We start from the raw sequence: 19,187 nt of genomic DNA on the forward strand, positions 1-19,187 counted from the left end.
TCCCGCTCCACCCTTGCGCCCCGTGGCGGCCCTCCGGCCGCTGCGCGGGTTTCGTGTTGCCACAAAAACAAGAGTGAACCGCCATGATCGATCACACACCCGCCGCACCGGGGTCCCGTTCGGCCTTTCGCACCTTCTGCGTCTCCGGCATGGGTACCGCGCTGGAGTTCTACGATTTCATCATCTACGGCTACGCCGCCGCGCTGGTCTTCCCGCAGCTGTTCTTCCCCGGCATGGATCGCCTCACCGCCGTACTGATCGCCTTCGCGGCCTTCGGCGCGGGCTTCTTTGCCCGTCCCCTGGGCGGCGTGGTGTTCGGCCACCTGGGCGACCGCTACGGCCGGCAGAAGGCGCTGGTCGCCACCCTGGTGCTGATGGGCACCAGCACCTTGCTGATCGGCTTCCTGCCGACCCATGCGGCGCTCGGCGCCGCCGCCCCCATCCTGCTGGTGCTGCTACGCCTGGTGCAGGGCTTCGCCGCCGGCGGCGAGTGGGGCGGGGCGGCGCTGTTCGGTATCGAGGTGGCGCCCAAGGGTCGTCGCGGCCTGTGGGGCAGCTTCACCAGCATGGGCATCGGTATCGGCGGCATCTTCGGCTCGGCCGTGTTCGCCATCGTCAGCTTCGCCTTCAACGACGACCTCACCGGCATCGGCTGGCGCATCCCGTTCTGGCTCGGCGGCGTGCTGGTGCTGATCGGCCTCTACGCGCGCCTGCAGAACAGCGCAGAGCCGCAGCCCAAGGCCGCAGCCAAGGTCCAGGCGCGCATGCCGCTGATGGAAGCCTTCCGTCGTCGCCCGCGCGAGCTGCTGCTGTGCATCGGCATCGCTTTCGGCTACGTCACCATCGCCTATATCGGCAGTACCTTCTTCCTCGCCTACGCGACCGATATCGGTTACAGCAGCAGCGAAGCCTTGTTGTTCGACTTCTCCCTGTCGGTGGCCATCGTCGTCTCGGCGCCGTTCTTCGGGCATCTGTCGGACCGTTTCGGCCGTCGTAACGTGATGATCTTCGGTGCGGCCATCATGGCCCTGGGGCTGTTCGCCTTCTTCCCCATGATCGGTGCGCACAACCTGGCTCTGGCGCTGCTGGCCTACATTGCCGTGGGCTTCTTCATGGGCGCGACCCAGGGGCCGATCCCGGCGTTCCTGGCCGAGCAGTTCCCGCGTGAGATGCGTTACTCGGGGATCTCCTTCAGCTACCAGATCGGCGCTGCAGTGGGCGGCGGCACGGCATCGAGCATCGCCACCGCCATCCTCATCGCCACCGGGCGCAATCCCTTCGGCGTGGCGCTGTATGGCGCGGCGGCCCTGGCGCTGGTGGCGTTCTGCTCCTGGATGCTGCGTGAAACCTCGCGCTTGCCGATGGAAGAGATCGACCGTGACGACGCGGCGCCGGGCGCCGCGCAAGTGCAGGTGGGTTAACGGGCTGCGCGCGGTCTGGCGCCGGGCACCAGCCCCAGGACCAGGGCGCAGCCGGCCAGGATGGTCAGCGCGCCCAGGCCCTGGACCAGCGACAGGCTTTCGCCCAGCACCAGCGCGCCGACCAGCACGGCTACTACCGTGACCACGAATTCCACGCTGATGGTGCGCGTCGCCCCGATTCGCGCCACCAGCTGGAAATACACCACGTAGTTCACCGCGCTCAGCACGCAGCCGCACAGCAGCAGGTAGAGGAAGTCCATCAGCTGCGGCGTGCCGGGCACCGGCACCCAGACCAGCAGCGGTAGGGTCAGCAGGCCGCCGATGAGGAAGGCCCCGCAGGTTACTTCCCAGGGACCCGCCGTGCGCAGGCGCAGGCTCGCATAGTTGCTGCCGAAGGCCGCACAGATGGCGCCGAACACGGATGCCGCACAACCGAGGATGAACTCATGGGTCACCGGCACCGCCGGGAAACCCACCAGCAGCACCATGCCGAAGAAGCCCAGCAGCAACCCGCCGAGGCCACTCCAGGTGATCCGCTCCAGCCCCCAGACGCGCCCGATGAGCATGGAGAACAGCGGGATTCCGGCAACGAAGATCGCCGCCATGGCGGTGCCGATGCGCGGGGTGGCGTAGGTCATGCCGATCAGCTGGCCGGCCACCGTGGTGGCGCCCACCACGCACAGCGGCTTCCACAGCCCTTCGAAGTTCATCCTGCGCCCGGATAGCTTCGCCACTGCCAGCAGCGTGAAGCTGGCGATCAACGCACGGAAGCTCACTGCGCCGACCCAGCCGAATCCGGCAATGGCCTTTAGCAGCACCAGAAAGGACAGCCCCCAGCCGATCGCGAGGAACAGGTAGGCGGCAAGGTCGCGCGGTTGCATGGAGTTTCCAAGGCAGGAAGTTGGGCCACCGAAGCGCGGCAGCGAGTCGGACTATCTTGCCGGTCGTCCGTGATCCTTGGGAAGGTGGAGGATCGACGTTTCTCTGCCTGCCTGCGTCGCTTTACTCACGCTTGCAAAGCCATTGCACTGGCGAGTCGTCCAGTTCTGCCGCACCTTTCTGCGAACCGTCCGCCTTTGTCGGGGGATTTCTTCTTCGCCGAGCTGCCGGGTGCTTCTCGAATGGCTGTTCATGGCCCAGGTGTTTTGCTATCAATCGCCATACCTTCACACTGCTGCCGAAGCTCCCGCATGGATCAGATTCTGTCGTTCCTGTCCGAGACCGTCCCTAAAGCCAAAACCGTAGAGCAACTCACACGTCCATTGCTGGCCCTGCTCGAAAGGGTGACGGGAATGGAGTCCACCTACCTGACGACCATCGACATCGAGCACGGCGTGCAGCGGGTGGAGTTCGCGCGCAACATTGGCAAGATGGAAATTCCCGAGGGGCTGGTGGTGCCCTGGGAAGACACCTTGTGCAAGCGCGCGCTGGAGGAGAAGCGTCTGTACTCCGACGACGTTGCGCAGTGCTGGGGGGATTCGGATGCCGCCAAGGCGCTGGGCATCAAAACCTATGTGAGCGCCCCGATCACCGCCCAGGATGGCCGGGTGCTCGGGACGGTTTGCGCTGCCAGTTCATCGAAGATCGCCCGTACGCCAGAGGTGGAGCCGATCCTGAGGCTGCTTTCCGGACTGTTGGGGTATTCCCTGGAGCGGGAGCTGCTGGTCGAACGGCTGCAAACCGCGAACGCGGAACTGGCGAAGCTGGCGCTGACGGACTCCCTGACGGGGTTGCCTAACCGGCGCGCCATCCTGGGCGAACTCGAGCGTACGTTCGCGCTGGCCAGGCGCGAGCGGATGTACGTGCTGGTCGGCGTCGTGGATCTGGATGGGTTCAAGTACATCAACGATACCCATGGTCATCACGCCGGAGATGCCTTTTTGCAGGGCGTTTCCGGCCGGCTGCAGGACAGCCTGCGTTCCAGCGACATTCTGGGGCGTACCGGTGGCGATGAGTTCATCGTGATCGCGCTCGGCTCGTTCGACCCGCGGCAGGCCCCCGAGAACGACATGCTGCATGCAGCCCATCTGCTGCAGGATCGATTGGCGAACGCGACCATCGGGCGTTACCAGTTGGGGGTTGGACACGGGGACATCCAGTACAGCGGCGCCAGCGTCGGCGTCGTTGCGGTGCAACCCGATAACGTGGACGTGGATGAGGCCATCAAGCTGGCCGATCGGGAAATGTACAAGGTGAAGCAGCAGCGAAAGGTGGCCGGGTAGTAACGGTCTGCCTGGAGGTCATGCAGGCCGGCCGGGCCTGAGAAGGGACAGGCTCCCAGCGAATCACCCACCCTGGCAATGGCGCAAATGGCGAAAAGAGGGGAGCCAGGCGGCAAGCTCCTGGCTCCCGCGCCTGTCAGCCGCGCACGAAGGCGAGCAGATCGGCGTTGATGGTGTCGGCGTGGGTGGTTGGCATTCCGTGGGGGAAGCCGGAGTAGGTTTTCAGCGTGCTGTTCCTGAGCAGCTTCGCCGACAGCAGGCCCGAGTTCTCATAGGGCACTATCTGGTCGTCATCGCCGTGCATCACCAGGACCGGGATGGTCACGCTCTTCAGGTCTTCGGTGAAGTCCGTCTGCGAGAAGGCGACGATGCCGTCGTAGTGTGCCTTGGCGCCGCCCATCATGCCTTGCCGCCACCAGTTCCGGATGATGCCTTCCGAAGGTTTGGCACCCGGGCGGTTGTAGCCATAGAAGGGGCCGGCGGGGATGTCGTGATAGAACTGTGCGCGGTTGGCCGCGAGCTGGGCCTGGAGGTCATCGAAGACCTCCTTGGGCAGGCCGCCGGGATTGCTCGCGGTCTTCACCATCAGCGGCGGAACGGCGCTGATGATGGCGGCCTTGGGCACAGGGTCCTCGCGGTGACGGGCGATGTAGTGGATGACCTCGCCGCCGCCGGTGGAGTGGCCGACATGAATGGCCCCCTGGGTGCCGAGATGCTGGACCACCGCGGCCACGTCATCGGCGTAGTGATCCATGTCGTGTCCGTCCCACACCTGGCTCGACCGACCATGTCCGCGACGATCGTGTGCGACCACGCGGAAGCCATTGGCCAGGAAGAACAGCATCTGGGCATCCCAGTCGTCGGCACTGAGTGGCCAACCGTGGTGGAAGTGGATCACCTGGGCATCGCGCGGGCCCCAGTCCTTGTAGAAGATTTCTACGCCGTCCTTTGTCGTGACGTATCCCATGTTTGCATCTCCTGTGGTGGGTGGAGTTCGGCACGCAGCAATCAACAGTGCTGGTCATTGCCGCTCGTAACGGGAGTTCTTTTCCGCTCTCGCCGGACAGGTGGCGGTTCGATCGAGGCGACGGGCCGCAGTGGCATTGACGCCTGCGCTGCGAACGGCCTTGTCCAGGCTCCCCCGGGAACGGCGCGCCTTCCGGGGCGTTGCCGGTCGGCGCTTGTCGGGGCCTCTTCCATGAGCGGCGGTGGCGTTGTCGGTCGTACTGCGCAAGGCGCCCCAACGCTGAGCCGTTAGATCACTCTAGGATTAAAGTAAGCTTTAAGGTCAATGCTTTTTGTGGGGCGGCATGAGGATTGGGGGGGCTTGCCCTGGAAAACCAGGCCCGATGGGCCTGGCTTCATCCGCCGGACGTTCAGTCCTTGCCGATCAACGTGGCAAGCGGCCTGGGGGCATACAGCGCGCTCTGGAATTCCGGAACGTACTCGTACTTCATCATTTTCCCCAGTTTCAGCGGCTTGATGTACTCCGAGAGACTTCCGTCGCCGAGGATCAGTGTCGCCGCGTCGCCATCGGTGCTGCTTGCATGGCTGAGTTGTCGCGAAACCGCGTATCCATAGGTCAACTCGCCGTTCCTGTCGGTATTGGTAAAGCTGTTGGTTACCAGCTCGTCGTCCTTCGAGAGACCGGAGAGTTTGTCGGCCTTGAAGACGACATCCACTTTGCCGGTCTGGCTATCGATGATGTCGTAGGAGACCGTGTGGTCGTCTTCCCTGACGTTGATACCGGTAAGCCACTTGGGCAGGTTGTAGCCCACGACCCCGCGGACCCTTGCCAGTTCGGTGTTCACCGGGAGCTTGAGTACATACCCCCAGTAATCCTTGGACATCGACTGGCCGATCAGCGTGATGGGACCAAGATTGGCATTGCCGGGCTTGCTGGTGACCACGGAGAGTGCGACTTCGTTGTAGCTGTCATTGTCGCAGTAGTGATAGGAGTATGCAGTGAAGGCGACCAGGCCGCGCCCCGGCCATACCTGGAGTGGCTGCACTTTCTCCAGGACCCTGGCCGGCATCAGTTCCTTCAGCTTCTCGATGTCCGCCGTAAAGACAGCCGTCACCCTGCTGTTCCGGTAGTAGAAGTTAGGCGAATAGGACTCGAAGCCGATATCCACCCTGGTCTTGGTCAGCCCCTTGAACCAGCTCAGGTCGACATCCGGAGCTTCGGCGGCAATTACCGAGAGCGGTGGGTTTGAACGGTATCGGTCATACAGGCCGCCCTTGACCACAGGCACTTCATGGCCGGCGATAGTGATGATCGTACTTTCCGCCTGGCTGTTCGTTGCCGGGACCTCAGCCCATGCGTGGGCCGCCAGGGCATTCACGAAAAGTCCGGCTATTGCGACAACACTTCCGAGTTTCATGGTTCAAGTATCTCCAGAGTCATGCGTGGCACTTGCGGCACGCTATTGAGCGGCTTGCCGGTGGCACCCTAACCTTGAACTGAACTTTAAGGTCAAGGTCGCCAGGACATGGCTTTTCGTTTCTGGAGAATCGGGCGGCGAGGCGCGTGGATCAGGGAATTCGAGGCGATTTCCGGGTTTTTGAGTCATGCATGGGGCGGCCTCGATAAATCCCGTGAATGTCCGCAATAAGGAAACGCAGCCTTGACCTTGAAGTTGAGTTCAACCTTAGAGTGATTGTGGCTGGCGAGGAGCGGCGCGGTCCGCAGGCAGGGATGCGCGGATCGCATCGAACCCGCCGACTCCGTGGACGATTCAAGGCACAAGCTGGGGAAACAGAGGGCACTCGAGAACATGAGCAAGCGCATTCTTCACGTCGTTACCAACGTCGCCCACTACGCTGACCCGTCCAAGCCGACCGGATTGTGGTTGGGCGAGCTGACCCATGCGTACCACGTCTTTGCCGCAAACGGGTATGAACAGCACCTGGTGAGCCCCAAGGGGGGCGTATCGCCCCTGGAGCCGCGCTCGCTGAAATGGCCGCTTCTCGACCGCACGGCCAAGGCGTGGTTGAACGACGAGGCGAGCATGCGGCGCCTGGCGACGACCGCGCGACCGGAGGAGATCGACTCCGCTGACTTCGATGCCATCTATTTCACCGGCGGCCATGCCGTGATGTGGGACTTTCCCGACGACTCCGGATTGCAGAGGCTCACTCGCGAAATCCATGAGCGAGGAGGCGTCGTCTCTTCCGTTTGCCATGGTTACTGCGGGTTGCTGAATACCAGGTTGTCGGACGGTAGCCTGCTGGTCGCCGGTCGGCGGCTCACCGGTTATTCCTGGAACGAGGAAGTGCTGGCCGGTGTTGCCAGGCAAGTGCCCTACAACTCCGAAGCGGAGATGAAGCGCCGGGGCGCCCGCTACGAGAAGGCTTTGCTGCCATTCGTCTCCAATGTCATCGTCGACGGTCGACTGGTTACGGGGCAGAACCCTCAGTCCGCGAAGGCGACGGCGGAGCAGGTGGTGGCGCTACTGAAATGACCGCGCAGCGCGCCGTCGCGGTATCTGCCGGCGCGCTGCAGTCGGGTCCTCGGGGCCTGGGTTGCCGGGAGGCAAGGGCGGCAGGCCCGGCGATGGGTTTTCCTGCTGTCCCCTTTAACCCCCTTCGCTGTCCGCCAATGCCCTCCGCCACGATTGGCGCCTGACTTAACGTTGCTCCCTGCCCATGACAACAAGAATCCGTGCCGCCGCCCGGCGCGGTAGAAGAGGGGAGCACTATGCCAAAACCCGGAACACCGCTGCTGCCGGCTGCCTTGCTGGCCCTGGCCGGACTGCTCGCCGGCTGCGGAGAAGACGCCGCGCCACCCACTCCTCGCAACACCGCCACCCTGGTTCCCGCCGACCCCGCCCTGGCGAAGATTTACGACAGCAGCTGCAAACTGTGTCACGCCAACCCGGCCTCCGGGGCGCCGCTGGTTGGCGATGCCAAGGCCTGGAGCCCCCGCGTCGCCCAGGGCGCGGACAGCCTGCTGGACCACAGCATCAATGGCTACAAGGGCATGCCGCCGATGGGGATGTGCATGCAGTGCTCGGAGGACGAGTTCCTCGCGCTGATTTCCTTCATGTCCGGCCAGCCAATCCAATAAGTACAGGGTCCTCTCGATGGCAATTCATCTCACCCGCCGCCAACTGCTGCAGCGTGCTGGCGTTGCCGGCGCGTTCGCGGCGCTTTCCACCACTCCGATGGCGGCGGAGCTGGCCCGCACGCCACGCCTGATCCCCTGGCGCAACTGGTCCGGCGCGCAGAGCTGCCTGCCCCAGGCGCGCCTGGCGCCGCAGAACCTGGACGAACTGGTGCAGGTCATCCGCCAGGCCCAGGGCAAGGTGCGCCCGGTGGGCTCGGCGCACTCCTTCAGCGCCCTGGTGCCTACCGACGGCACGCTGGTGTCGCTGAGCTACTTCAACGGTCTGCTCGGCCACGACACCAGGACGCTGCAGGCGGAATTCGCCGCCGGCACGCCGATGTCGCAGATGGGCGCGGCGCTGAAGGCGGTCGGTCAGGCGCTGCCGAACATGGCCGACATTGACTACCAGACCCTGGCCGGGGCGATCTCTACCTCGACCCACGGCACCGGCGTTGGCTTCGGCTCCTATTCCTCCCACGTCACCGGACTGCAACTGGTGACCGCCAGCGGCGAAGTGCTGGACTGCGACGCCCAGCGCCACCCTGAGGTATTCAATGCCGCGCGGGTGTCCCTCGGTGCCTTCGGTGTGGCCACCCGGGTACGCCTGCAGAACCGCGAGGCCTATCGCCTGCGCGAGCGGCAGTGGATTGCGAAGACCGAGGAGCTGCTGGAGGACGTGGAGAAGAACACCCGCGAGAACCAGCACTGGGAAATGCTGGTGATCACCCATTCCGATTACGCGCTGTCCGTCGCCCTGAACGAGACCACCGACCCGGCCACACCGCCGCTGGACCCTGCCGAGGAGGGCGGCAACGAGTTCGTCAGCATCATCGAGGACCTCGACAAGTACGGCAGCGATTTCCCGGCCGCGCGCCGGGCTCTGCTCAACAGCCTGCGCCACATCGCCAGCTTCGACGACCGCGTCGGCGACTCCTACGAGATCTACGCCAACGTGCGCAACGTGCGCTTCAACGAGATGGAATACTCGGTGCCGGCGGAGCACGGCCCGGCCTGCCTGCGGGAAATCCTCAAGAAAATCCGCGACAAGGACCTGCGCACCTGGTTCCCCATCGAGTACCGCTACGTGAAGGCCGACGACATTCCCCTGAGCATGTTCGAGGGCCGCGACAGCTGTTCCATCTCCGTGCACCAGCACTACAGCATGGACCACCACAACTTCTTCGCGGCGATCGAACCGATCTTCTGGAAGTATGCGGGGCGGCCGCACTGGGGCAAGCTGCACACCTTGAACGCGCGGACCCTGCAACCGCTCTACCCGCGCTGGAAGGAATTCACCGAGGTACGCCAGGCGCTGGACCCGCAGGGCAAGTTCCTCAATGCCCACCTGGCCTCGATCCTGGGTGTGGCCTGACAAGGAAGGAGAGTGCATGAAGCGACGCCACTTCATCGTCGGCGCGGCCGGAGCGGGCGTCCTGCTCGCCGGTGCCGGCGCCTGGCTACGCCCCACTGACAAGGGGGCCCCGTATAGCGACTACTTCGCCCGGCTGAACCGCGAGTTGCGCGAGCACGGGCCGATGCGCCCGGTGATGCTGATCGACCTGGACCGGCTGGATCACAACGTCGACGTGGTGATGCAGTCGGTTCGCCGCGCCGGCAAGCAGCTGCGGCTGGTAGAGAAGTCCCTGCCATCGCCACAACTGCTCGATTACATCGCCAGGCGCGCCGGCACCCGCCGGCTGATGTCGTTCCACCAGCCTTTCCTCAACCACGATGCCGAGCGCTTCCCCGACGCCGACCTGTTGCTGGGCAAGCCGCTGCCGGTGCGCTCGGCGCAGGAGTTCTACCAGAACCTTCGCGGCCCGTTTGATCCGACGACCCAGCTGCAATGGCTGCTGGACACCCCCGAGCGCCTGCAGCAGTACCTGGCCCTGGCGCAGGGATTGAACACCCGGATGCGGATCAATATCGAGCTGGACGTCGGCCTGCACCGTGGCGGCGTGGCTGATCACGCAACCCTGGGGCGGATGCTCACGCTGATCGGCGCCAACCCGCAGCACCTGGAGTTCGCCGGCTTCATGGGCTACGACCCCTTCGTCGGCATGGGCGTGCCCGGCATCCTCGGCTCGCCGGAAGAACTCTTCGCCAAAGTCATGAAGCTCTACGATGGCTTCGTCGATTACGCCCGCACGCAACATGCCGCGCTCTGGAAACCGGGGCTGACGCTCAACACCGCCGGCAGCCCGAGCTACCGCATGCACGAGCACGAGCGCACCAGCAGCGAGGTGTCGGTGGGGTCGGCGCTGGTCAAGCCGACGCACTACGACCTGCCGTCGCTGGTGGACCACCAGCCCGCAGCCTTCATCGCCACGCCAGTGCTCAAGAGCACCGGCGCGGTGGAGATTCCGGCGCTGGACGACAGGTCGGCGCTGTTCTCCTGGTGGGATCCGAACCAGCGCGGGACCTTCTTCATCTACGGCGGCAACTGGCTGGCCGAGCCCGAGTCGCCTGCTGGCCTGCAATTCAACGGCCTGTACGGGCGCAGCTCCAACCAGGAGATGGTCAACGGTTCCAGCGCCGTGGGGCTCAAGGTGGACGACCAGGTGTTCCTGCGGCCGACCCAGTCCGAATCGATCCTGCTGCAGTTCGGCGACCTGCTGGCGGTGCGCGGCGGCCGCATCGTCGAGCACTGGCCGGTCTATAGCTGAACGCCGGCTCCGCCCAATAAAAAACCTCAGGTCGATGACCTGAGGTTTTTTTCTGTCCGCGAAGAACTCAGAGGGTGAAGGGCAGGTTCAGCTTGGCCCACAGCATCTCGCCCTCGGGGCGGTTTTCCACGGCATATTCCTTGGCCCAGCGCACCTCGAAGCTGGCGTACTTGAGGAAGGTCAGGTGCAGGGCGGGGCCGATGGCGAACACCTGGCCGCGTACGCCGTCATCCACTTTCTCGCCCATGAAGGTCACCGTCTTGCCGTACTGCTCGTCGTCGGTGGTCTGCTTGAGGTAGTAGCCGTTCACGCCCAGGCGCAGGTTGTCGGTCACCCGGTAGCTGGCCGAGTAGTCGAAATGGAAGAGCTGGCCGGAGCGGTAGTCGGTGTCGGGGTTTTCCTCGTTGAAGCTGTAGGTGGCCTTGACCGACAGCTCGGTGCGCTCGCTGGGCAGCCAGGTCGCCGAAAGCAGTGGCTTGTAGGTGTAGAAGTTGTTGCTGGTGTTGGCCAGGCGCGTGGCGTCGTAGTCGCCGGTGGGCAGGGTGATTTCCAGCGCGGCGCCGATGGTCAGGTCCTTGCCCATGTCCCAGAGGATGATCGGCGCCACCGTGGTGTCGCCCTGGCTCTCGCGCCGGTCCTGCATGCCGAACATCTCGACCTGCTGGCGCATGTAGGGCTGCGCGACGTAGCCACCGAGGCGCCCGCCGAATACCCGCAGGGGGCTCAGGTAGTCGAGGCGGGGGATGATCGCGTCGGAGGTGATCTTGACCCCCGGCACCTTGCCGCCGAGGGAGCTGATGTCCAGCTTCTTCGCCTCGTAGTGGTTGTAGTAGAGGTTGAAGGCGAACATGTGGTCCGGCAGCTTGTTCACGTCCAGCGGCAGGACGAAGAAACCGTCGGTGCCGGGGCCGATGTTGTCGACGCCGTTTTCGGTGGCCTGGACCGGCAGCGAGAGGGACGAGGCAATGAAGAGGGAGGCCGCCAGCGGCAGCCTGGGGAGACGGATAGTGTTCATGCGTGAGCTCATTGTTCTTGTTGGCGGACGGCTCCGGGGCGTGGCCCGGACCGCGCCATAGAAATAAGCGCTGGCGGCTCGATGAAGCAGGGCATTGCCGGACAATCAGGGGGGCTTTGCCGGACAGCCTGCAATATTCTGTTACGCCCGGTCCTGGCATCCCCGCGAACGCGTTATGATGGCCGCGCCGCGCGCCACCCCCAGAACAAGAACTCCCGGCGCCCGCATTCGGGAACAGCCTTCATGCCCAGCACACCCATCGACACCCAGCTCGACGTGGCCCTGGTTTCGCCCTTCCTGCTGCAGACCCTCGCCGAGGTCGCCAGCGAAAAGGGCGTGAGCAGCGAGCGCCTGTGCCTGGGGCTCGGCTTCACGGTCGAGGAACTGCAGGACCCGGCCCAGCGCATCTCCTACCGCCAGGCCGTAAGCATGATCCAGCGCGCGCTGGCGGCGCTGCCGGAGCGCGGCCTGGGACTCTGGGTGGGCAACCACAACGTGCTCGGCACCCTCGGCCTGCTCGGCCACGTGCTGTCCCTGTGCAAGACCCTGCGCGATGCCTTCGAGATCGGCCGGCGCTTCCAGCACACCACCGGCAGCATGGCGGTGTGCAACCTGATCGAAGGCCCCGCGGAGAGCTTCGTCGAAGTCGAATGCCGCCTGCCCTATGCCGATGTCCAGGTGTTCGCGGTGGAGGAGTTCTTCGCCAGCCTGCTGGTCTACAACCGCACGCTGATCGGCAGCGAGTTCCAGCCCCTGCGCTTCGAGTTCACCCATGCCGCGCCGAGCTACGAGGACGAGTACCGGCGCCTGCTGGGGCCGAACCTGCGCTTCGGCTGCCTGCACAACCGCATGGTGATCGCCAGCCACTGGCTCGACCTGCAACTGCCCAGCCACCAGCCGGTCGCCCTTCGCCAGGCGCTCAACCTGCTTGAGGTGGAGTGCGCCCAGGTGCAGCAGAAGATGGACCTGCTGGAAACGGTCGAGCGCGCCATCGCCCGAGACCTGGCTCATGGCAGCCACATCGACAAGGTCGCCGCCGACCTCAACATGAGCAGCCGCACCCTGCGCCGGCGCCTGGGCGAACACGAGACGACCTTCGACGCGCTGCAGGAGCGGGTGCGCCGGGCGCGGGCCATGAGTCTGCTGAGCAACCCGGACTTGCCCATCGAGCGCATCGCCGAGGCCCTCGGCTACAGTGACGTGCGCGGCTTCCGCCGGGCCTTCAAGCGCTGGACCGGCCGCAGCCCGTCCGCCTGCCGCGACGAGGTGGCGGGAACGGCGCACTGAGTCGCAGCCCATCATGCAGTGGATACCGCTGCGCGTTGCTGACAGCCTGCAACGCGCGGTCATCGCCTATGCTTTGAGCACTTGAAGGACGAGCCGGGAAGGATGCTATGGCTACGGTGCTGCTCGCCGACGCCACGCCCATTGTGCGTAGCGCGCTGCGTGATCTGCTGGAGGATATGGGGCACGAGGTCGTGCAGGAAGCAGCCGACGTGCCGACGGCGCTCAGCCTGACGCGCGAGTGCAAGCCGCAACTGGTGATCCTGGAGATCGCACTGCCCGGTTCCGACGGGCTCGACCTGCTGCGCCGCCTGCGCGCGCGCGATGCCTCGCAGAAGGTGCTGGTCTACAGCCGCCAGAACGCCGCGCACTTCGCCCCCCTGTGTTTCCAGTCGGGCGCCAGCGGCTTCGTCAGCAAACAGGAGGACATGGCGATCCTGCGCAAGGCGATCGCCGACGTCCTCGCGGGGCGCGGCCATTTCGCCCGCGAGCACATGCAGCCAGGCGGTGGCAACGAGCTGGATTGCCTGACGCGGCGCGAGTCCGCCGTGCTGCAGCTGATCGCCGAAGGCAAGACCAATCTGCGCATCGCCGAAGAGCTGCGCATCAGCTTCAAGACGGTCAGCACCTACAAGGCGCACCTGCTGGAAAAACTCCATGTCAGTTCGAACGTCGAACTGGCCGAAGTGGCTCGGCGCAATGGCCTGGTGGCCGGCCATGAGCCCGCGGGGGGCGCCGTGGTGGCCGCTGCGCTCCCGGCGGAGCTGGGCCTGTTGCGCCACCTGGTGGACGCGGCTCCCAACCCGATGTTCGTACGATCGACAGAGGGGCAACTGCTGTTCTGCAACCAGAAATTCCTCGACTACTACCGCATCAGTGCCGAGGAGGCACTGGGCTCGGGATTCGCCGATGCCCACTGGTTCCCTCCCGCCGTGCGCAAGACGCTTCCCGACGGCTTTGCCCGCGTCGCCCGTGAAGGCGTGCCGATGGCGGTCACCACGCGCGTGGAAATATTCGGCGAGGCCAGGGTCATGCATTACTGGATGGTGCCGTACCGCGATGACCAGGGGCGGGCCAGTGCGATCCTCGGCGGGTTGCAGGACGTCACCGAGAGCGAGGGGCAACTGGTGACGCTGCGCGATCAGTTGCTTGCCGCCGAGGCGCATGAGCGCCGTCAGGCAGAATTCTACGAGGCTTCGCTGCAGGAGCTGGCTGGGCGTGTCGCCGCGCTCGGGCTGCACCCGGCCACGCCTGGACTCTCCGCGCTGAACGTCCGCCTGGAACGGTTGCGACGCCTGTGCCAGTTGCCGGAAAAATCGGTCGCCACGGCCACCCAGGCCTGCGACCTGCCAGCCCTCATCGAGCGCTGCCTGGCCGGCCAGCCGGAAACGCTGTTCGGCGTTCAACGCATCGATGCACGGCGCGTCTGGCTGGACACCGGCGCGTTCACCGAATGGATGGCGACCGCGCTCGGTCTGCTGCAACCCGATATCGACCATCCGGCGCTGATCCACCTCGACATGCGCGTCCGTGAACAGGGCCGGGTCCACGCAAGGATGGAGCTGAGCGGCCAGCCCGCACCGGAAAGCATCATCGATCTCAACCACTGCAGGCGGATGGCGGAGTACCTGGAGGGAAGCTTCGCCCACGGGCGGCATGATGATCGCGTGGAAATCGAGCTCGAACTGATGCTGCCCCAGGCAGGCCCGGCATGAGTGATTGAGGAATAACTCTGATGGCGGTACCCGGAGGACTCTGAGTTCGCTCGCGCGGAGCGCTTAATAGCATGTGTGCAACTCGAAAACTTTCAGGAGTTGCCACCATGAACCGCTTCTCGAATGCCTCCGTTACCCGCCGCCCCGGCGTGCTTTCCGCGCTGGCGCTGGCCCTGCTGGTCGCCACCGGTTCGGCCCTGGGCGCCCCGGCCAGCGCACCGCAGAAAACCGCTCCGACGTCCCAGACCAGCCCCGCCCGCGAAGTGATCCAGCCCCTGGTGCTGCTGGCCCATCAGCAGCTGCTGGAGGGCGACCTTGCCTCCGCCCAGGCCTTGCTCCGCCAGGCCGGCGCCCAAGGGCAGGGCGGCTCCCGCGCCCTGGCCGAGCAGGCCTTCATCGAAGACGCCAGCGGCCGTCACATGCGCGCCCGACAGTTCTATGACGCCCTCAAGGGCAGCGACCAGGCGGCGGTCATTGCCGTCCCCGCTGCGGTGAACCTGGCCGAGCTCGGCCGCTTCGAGTCATCGCGCAAGGCCTTCGATCAACTGCAACGGCAATCGGCCAATGCGCAGGTGAAGGCCTATGCGGGGCTCTGGAAACTCTGGCTGGCCGCCCGCACCGCCAGTGATGCCGGGGTGAAACCCGAAACCACCAAGGCACGGGTGCAGAAGCTGGCCCGCGCCATCCAGCCGGCCACCGCGCAGCAGCGCGCACTGCTGGCCCTGTATCAGGGCAAGACCGACGTCTCCGCGGTCTTCGCCGAAATCGACGCCCTGCAAGCCCCCGATGCGGTGAAGCGCGACCTGCGCACCGAAGCCGGGCTGTTTGCCGGCGCCTATCTCGATTACGTCCGCCAGGACCACGCCTCTGCGCTGCGCACTTACCAGCGAGCCCTTCAGCAGTCCCGCCCCACGGCAATGGAGCGCCCCCTGCTGATCCAGACCAGCCGCGCCCTGCAGCTGTCCTCGCGCTGATTCATTCCCCCGGATTCTCACTACCCGCCCCAGGGTTGCCCCCTGGAAGGAGCCCCTCATGAACAGGATTTATCGTGTCGTCTGGTCCAAAGCCCAGCATTGCTGGCATGTGGCCTCGGAATTCGCCCGCAGCGCCGGCAAGGGAGGGCGCGCACTGGCCGTGCTCAGCCTCGGCGCACTGGGTGGACTGTATGGCATGGATTCCCAGGCTGCCGCCGGTTCCGCCACGGAACGGGCCATCGCCGGGAATGCCGGCCTGTACGTCAACGACAGCACCGACTCGGGCTGCGTGTTCGTGCATGACACCGGTGTCAGCGGCGACATGGGCTGGAAGTACGACGGCAACAACACCAACTGCAAGTCCAACGACAAGGCGACCCAGACCGGCCGGGTGCTGTTCTACGGCACCGGTAGCCAGGCCGACGGCACCAACTCGCTGACCCTCGGTAACGAGCTGTACGTCAACGGTGGCCGCATCGGTCTGAACAACAAGATCGACGGCAGCAACTCCCTGGCAATCGGCAACGTAGGCACCGATGCGCTGGGCAATCCCACCGGCACTCGCGCCACCGCTGTCGACTCGGTTGCCATCGGCAACAACGCGGTGGCCAGCCAGCAGAACGCGTTGGCACTGGGCACCGGTGCTCAGGCGCAAGCCCAGGATGGCGTCGCCATCGGTTCCGGCTCGATTGCCCAGACCAAAGCCGGCGTGGCCGGCTATGTCCCTGTAGGTGCATCACAGGCTCAGGCCGACGCCATCAATGCCACCGGCAGTACGCTGGGCGCCGTGGCCGTCGGTGATGCCGCCAGCGGCAAATTCCGCCAGATCACCGGCCTTGCCGCCGGTACCCAGGACAGCGATGCGGTCAACGTGGCGCAACTCAAGGGCCTGGTCGGCAGTGCCACCGCCGACGGGGTGATGTATGACGACGGCAGCCACAACACCGTGACCCTGGGTGGCAACACCTATGACAACAGCACCCACACCGGCGGCACTACCATCACCAACCTGGCCAATGGGGTGAACGACAGCGATGCGGTGAACGTCTCGCAACTCAACGACCTGGCCAATACCCCGCTGACCTTTGTCGGCAACGCCGGTTCGGTGGAGAAGAAGCTGGGTGAGGCAATGGTCATCCAGGGTGCCGCCAGCACAACGGGCAACTACTCGGGCAACAACCTGCGGACCGAAGTGGATGGCGCCGGCAACCTGCAACTGCTGATGGCCGATGACCCCGTGTTCAACTCGGTGACCACCGGCAATACGCTGATCGACGGCAACGGCCTGACCATCAATGGCGGTCCGAGCGTGACCTTCAATGGCATCGATGCCGGTAACCGGAAGATCATCAACGTCTACCCCGGCGACCTCAGCGCCAACTCGTCCGAAGCGGTCAATGGTTCGCAGCTGTATGCAACCAACCAGCAGGTGGAGCAGAACACCAGTGACATCAGCAATGTCACCAACACCATCAACAACTACAGCAATGGCACGGCCGGCCCGGTGCAGCGCACGGGCACCGACCAGCTCTCGCTGATCGCCTCCGGCGGCGATGCTCTCAACCCTGGCAACGCCCAGGTACTGAACAATGTGGCCAACGGTGCGGTCAACTCGAGCTCCCTCGATGCGGTCAACGGTTCCCAGTTGTATGGCCTGGCCAGTTCCACCGCCAACGCCATGGGGGGAGGTTCGACGGTCAACCCGGACGGCTCGATCTCCGCCCCGACCTATTACGTCGATGGCATGACGGTCAACAACGTCGGGGATGCCATTACCCACATCGACGGCCGCGTAACCCAGAACACCACCAACATCACCAGCCTGCAGCAGGATGCGCTGCAGTGGAGCGATGCACTGGGCGCCTACGATGCCAGCCATGGCTCGGGCGATGCGCAGAAGATCACCAACGTAGCCGCAGGCGACATCAGCGCTGACTCGACCGACGCGGTCAACGGCTCGCAACTGAACGCGACCAACCAGCAGGTGGATGCCAATACCAACAAGATCACCAACCTGGATGGCCGGGTGACGAACGTGGAAGGCGACGTGACCAACCTTGACGGTCGTGTCACCAACATCTACGACACCGGCACCAAGTACTTCCACGCCAACTCCACCGGCACCGATTCGATCGCCTCTGGCGTGGACTCGGTGGCCATCGGCATGGGCGCGATCGCCAGCCATGACGGCAGCGTTGCCCTGGGCGCCGGCTCCATCGCCAACGGCAGCACCCTGGGCCACGAAGCCTACCTGGTGGGCGGTACCGCCACGGGCGAAGTCAACATCGGCGACCGCCGCGTGACCGGCCTGTCGGCCGGTGCCGACGACACCGATGCGGTCAACGTCGCCCAGCTCAAGGCCATCACCAGCGGTGCAGTGGCTGATGCGGTGATGTACGACAACAGCAGCCACGACAGCATCACCCTGGGCGGCCCAACCTATAACAGCCTGACCAAAAATGGCGGTACCAGGATCACCAACGTCGCTCGCGGCGAGAACGACAGCGACGCGGTGAACATGTCCCAGCTCAACGAGACCAACGCCCAGGTCAGCAACATCGATGGTCGCGTCACCAACGTCGAGGGCAGCATCACCAGCATCAACAATGGTGGCGGCATCAAGTATTTCCACGCCAACTCGACCAAGGCCGACTCGGTTGCCAGTGGTGCCGATTCCGTCGCCGTGGGTCCGAACGCCCAGTCCAGCGGCAATGGCTCCGTCGCCATGGGCGAGGGCGCCAGTGCCACGGCCGATGGCAGTGTGGCCCTGGGGCAAGGCGCCAGCGACAACGGCCGTGGCGCGGAAAGCTACATCGGCAAGTACTCCAACGCGGCCAACGCCAGCGTCGGCACCGTTTCGGTGGGCAATGCCGCCACCGGTGAAACCCGTACCCTCAGCAACGTCGCCGATGGCAAGCAAGCCACCGATGCGGTCAACCTGCGCCAGCTCGACGGCGCCGTGGCCGAGTCCAAGCAGTACACCGACGACTCCATCCAGAACGTCAACACCCAGGTCGCCAACGTCACGACCAACGTCAGCAAGCTCGACAACCGGGTGACCAACGTCGAGGGCGACGTGAGCAAGGTGCAGAACGGCACCGACGGCATGTTCCAGGTGAACAACACCAGCCACCTGCCCAAGCCGAAGTCCACCGGGGCTGATTCGGTTGCCGGCGGTGCCGGCGCCGAGGCTGCCGGCGCCAACAGCGCGGCCATCGGCACCCGCTCGCGGGCGAGCGGCCAGAACGCCACGGCACTGGGCAATGGCGCCAAGGCTGGGGCAGACAACTCGGTGGCGCTGGGTGCGAACTCGACGGCCGATCGCGCCAACAGCGTGTCCGTCGGCAGTGCCGGCAACGAACGGCAGATCACCAACGTGGCCGCAGGCACGGCGCCGAGCGATGCGGTGAACGTCAGCCAGTTGCAACAGAGCATGGGTGACATCTCCAACCAGTTCTACGACTACACCGACTCCCGCTACAACGCGCTGCGCCACGACCTGAAGAAACAGGACGACATCCTCAGCGCCGGCATCGCCGGGGCCATGGCCATGGCGACCTTGCCGCAACCCTACGTACCGGGCGCGAGCATGGCCGCCGTCGGCCTGGGCAACTACCGCGGACAGGGCGCGCTGGCCGTCGGCGTCTCGCGGATATCCGACAACGGCAAGTGGGTGACCAAGCTGCAGGCCACTTCCAGCACTCAGGGTGATGCCGGCATTGCCGCCGGTGTCGGTTACCAGTGGTGAGTTTATCCATCCGGGCCCGGCTTCGGCCGGGCCG

The 19,187-nt window shown here is 65.1% G+C and carries 14 protein-coding genes; 10 read left to right on the forward strand and 4 right to left on the reverse strand.

The annotated features are described in order from the left end of the window. Positions 1-83: 83 nt before the first annotated feature. A complete protein-coding gene (locus tag O6P39_RS12800; RefSeq protein ID WP_275611693.1) occupies positions 84-1,421 on the forward strand; it encodes an MFS transporter in 1,338 nt (445 codons plus the stop codon). On the opposite strand, the gene O6P39_RS12805 is transcribed toward O6P39_RS12800, so the two are convergent. Beyond that, positions 1,418-2,302 carry a DMT family transporter gene (locus O6P39_RS12805; protein WP_275611694.1) on the reverse strand — a complete coding sequence of 295 codons (885 nt, stop codon included), beginning with the start codon at positions 2,300-2,302 and terminating at the stop codon, positions 1,418-1,420. The two genes, O6P39_RS12800 and O6P39_RS12805, sit on opposite strands and share 4 nt — an antisense overlap. Positions 2,303-2,611: 309 nt before the next feature. Here O6P39_RS12805 and O6P39_RS12810 point away from each other — a divergent pair, with 309 nt between their 5' ends. Next, on the forward strand, positions 2,612-3,643 hold the full coding sequence (locus tag O6P39_RS12810) for a sensor domain-containing diguanylate cyclase (protein ID WP_275611695.1): 1,032 nt from the start codon (positions 2,612-2,614) through the stop codon (positions 3,641-3,643). 136 nt (positions 3,644-3,779) lie between these two features. On the opposite strand, the gene O6P39_RS12815 is transcribed toward O6P39_RS12810, so the two are convergent. Next, a complete protein-coding gene (locus tag O6P39_RS12815) occupies positions 3,780-4,610 on the reverse strand; it encodes an alpha/beta hydrolase (RefSeq protein ID WP_275611696.1) in 831 nt (276 codons plus the stop codon). Positions 4,611-5,019: 409 nt separating this feature from the next. Beyond that, entirely contained in the window at positions 5,020-6,027 is a 1,008-nt protein-coding gene (locus O6P39_RS12820) for an acetoacetate decarboxylase (ADC) (RefSeq protein ID WP_275611697.1), read from the reverse strand. Positions 6,028-6,420: 393 nt separating this feature from the next. Between O6P39_RS12820 and O6P39_RS12825 the strand changes: the two genes are divergently transcribed. From O6P39_RS12825 to O6P39_RS12840, 4 genes are all read left to right on the forward strand, one after another. Then, entirely contained in the window at positions 6,421-7,107 is a 687-nt protein-coding gene (locus O6P39_RS12825) for a type 1 glutamine amidotransferase domain-containing protein (RefSeq protein WP_275611698.1), read from the forward strand. Positions 7,108-7,343: 236 nt separating this feature from the next. Continuing rightward, a complete protein-coding gene (locus O6P39_RS12830; RefSeq protein WP_275611699.1) occupies positions 7,344-7,712 on the forward strand; it encodes a c-type cytochrome in 369 nt (122 codons plus the stop codon). A 97-nt stretch (positions 7,713-7,809) separates the two neighbouring features. Continuing rightward, a complete protein-coding gene (locus O6P39_RS12835) occupies positions 7,810-9,123 on the forward strand; it encodes a D-arabinono-1,4-lactone oxidase (RefSeq protein ID WP_275611943.1) in 1,314 nt (437 codons plus the stop codon). Positions 9,124-9,139: 16 nt separating this feature from the next. Continuing rightward, positions 9,140-10,417, forward strand: a complete 1,278-nt coding sequence (locus O6P39_RS12840) for a DSD1 family PLP-dependent enzyme (protein ID WP_275611700.1) — start codon at positions 9,140-9,142, stop codon at positions 10,415-10,417. Between the two features lie 67 nt (positions 10,418-10,484). On the opposite strand, the gene O6P39_RS12845 is transcribed toward O6P39_RS12840, so the two are convergent. Continuing rightward, the gene (locus O6P39_RS12845) at positions 10,485-11,432 is read right to left on the reverse strand and encodes a transporter (RefSeq protein ID WP_275611701.1); all 948 of its coding nucleotides are present in this window, start codon (positions 11,430-11,432) and stop codon (positions 10,485-10,487) included. Between the two features lie 243 nt (positions 11,433-11,675). Between O6P39_RS12845 and O6P39_RS12850 the strand changes: the two genes are divergently transcribed. From O6P39_RS12850 to O6P39_RS12865, 4 genes are all read left to right on the forward strand, one after another. Beyond that, the gene (locus tag O6P39_RS12850) at positions 11,676-12,719 is read left to right on the forward strand and encodes an AraC family transcriptional regulator (protein WP_275611702.1); all 1,044 of its coding nucleotides are present in this window, start codon (positions 11,676-11,678) and stop codon (positions 12,717-12,719) included. Positions 12,720-12,826: 107 nt separating this feature from the next. Next, positions 12,827-14,431, forward strand: coding sequence for a response regulator (locus tag O6P39_RS12855; RefSeq protein WP_275611703.1), 1,605 nt, complete (start codon positions 12,827-12,829; stop codon positions 14,429-14,431). Positions 14,432-14,538: 107 nt separating this feature from the next. Continuing rightward, complete coding sequence (locus O6P39_RS12860) at positions 14,539-15,405, forward strand: hypothetical protein (protein WP_275611704.1); 867 nt, start codon at positions 14,539-14,541, stop codon at positions 15,403-15,405. 58 nt (positions 15,406-15,463) lie between these two features. Continuing rightward, complete coding sequence (locus O6P39_RS12865; RefSeq protein ID WP_275611705.1) at positions 15,464-19,153, forward strand: YadA-like family protein; 3,690 nt, start codon at positions 15,464-15,466, stop codon at positions 19,151-19,153. The last annotated feature ends 34 nt before the right edge of the window (positions 19,154-19,187 follow it).

The sequence above is a fragment of the Pseudomonas sp. PSE14 genome (assembly GCF_029203285.1).
GTDB lineage: Bacteria > Pseudomonadota > Gammaproteobacteria > Pseudomonadales > Pseudomonadaceae > Pseudomonas.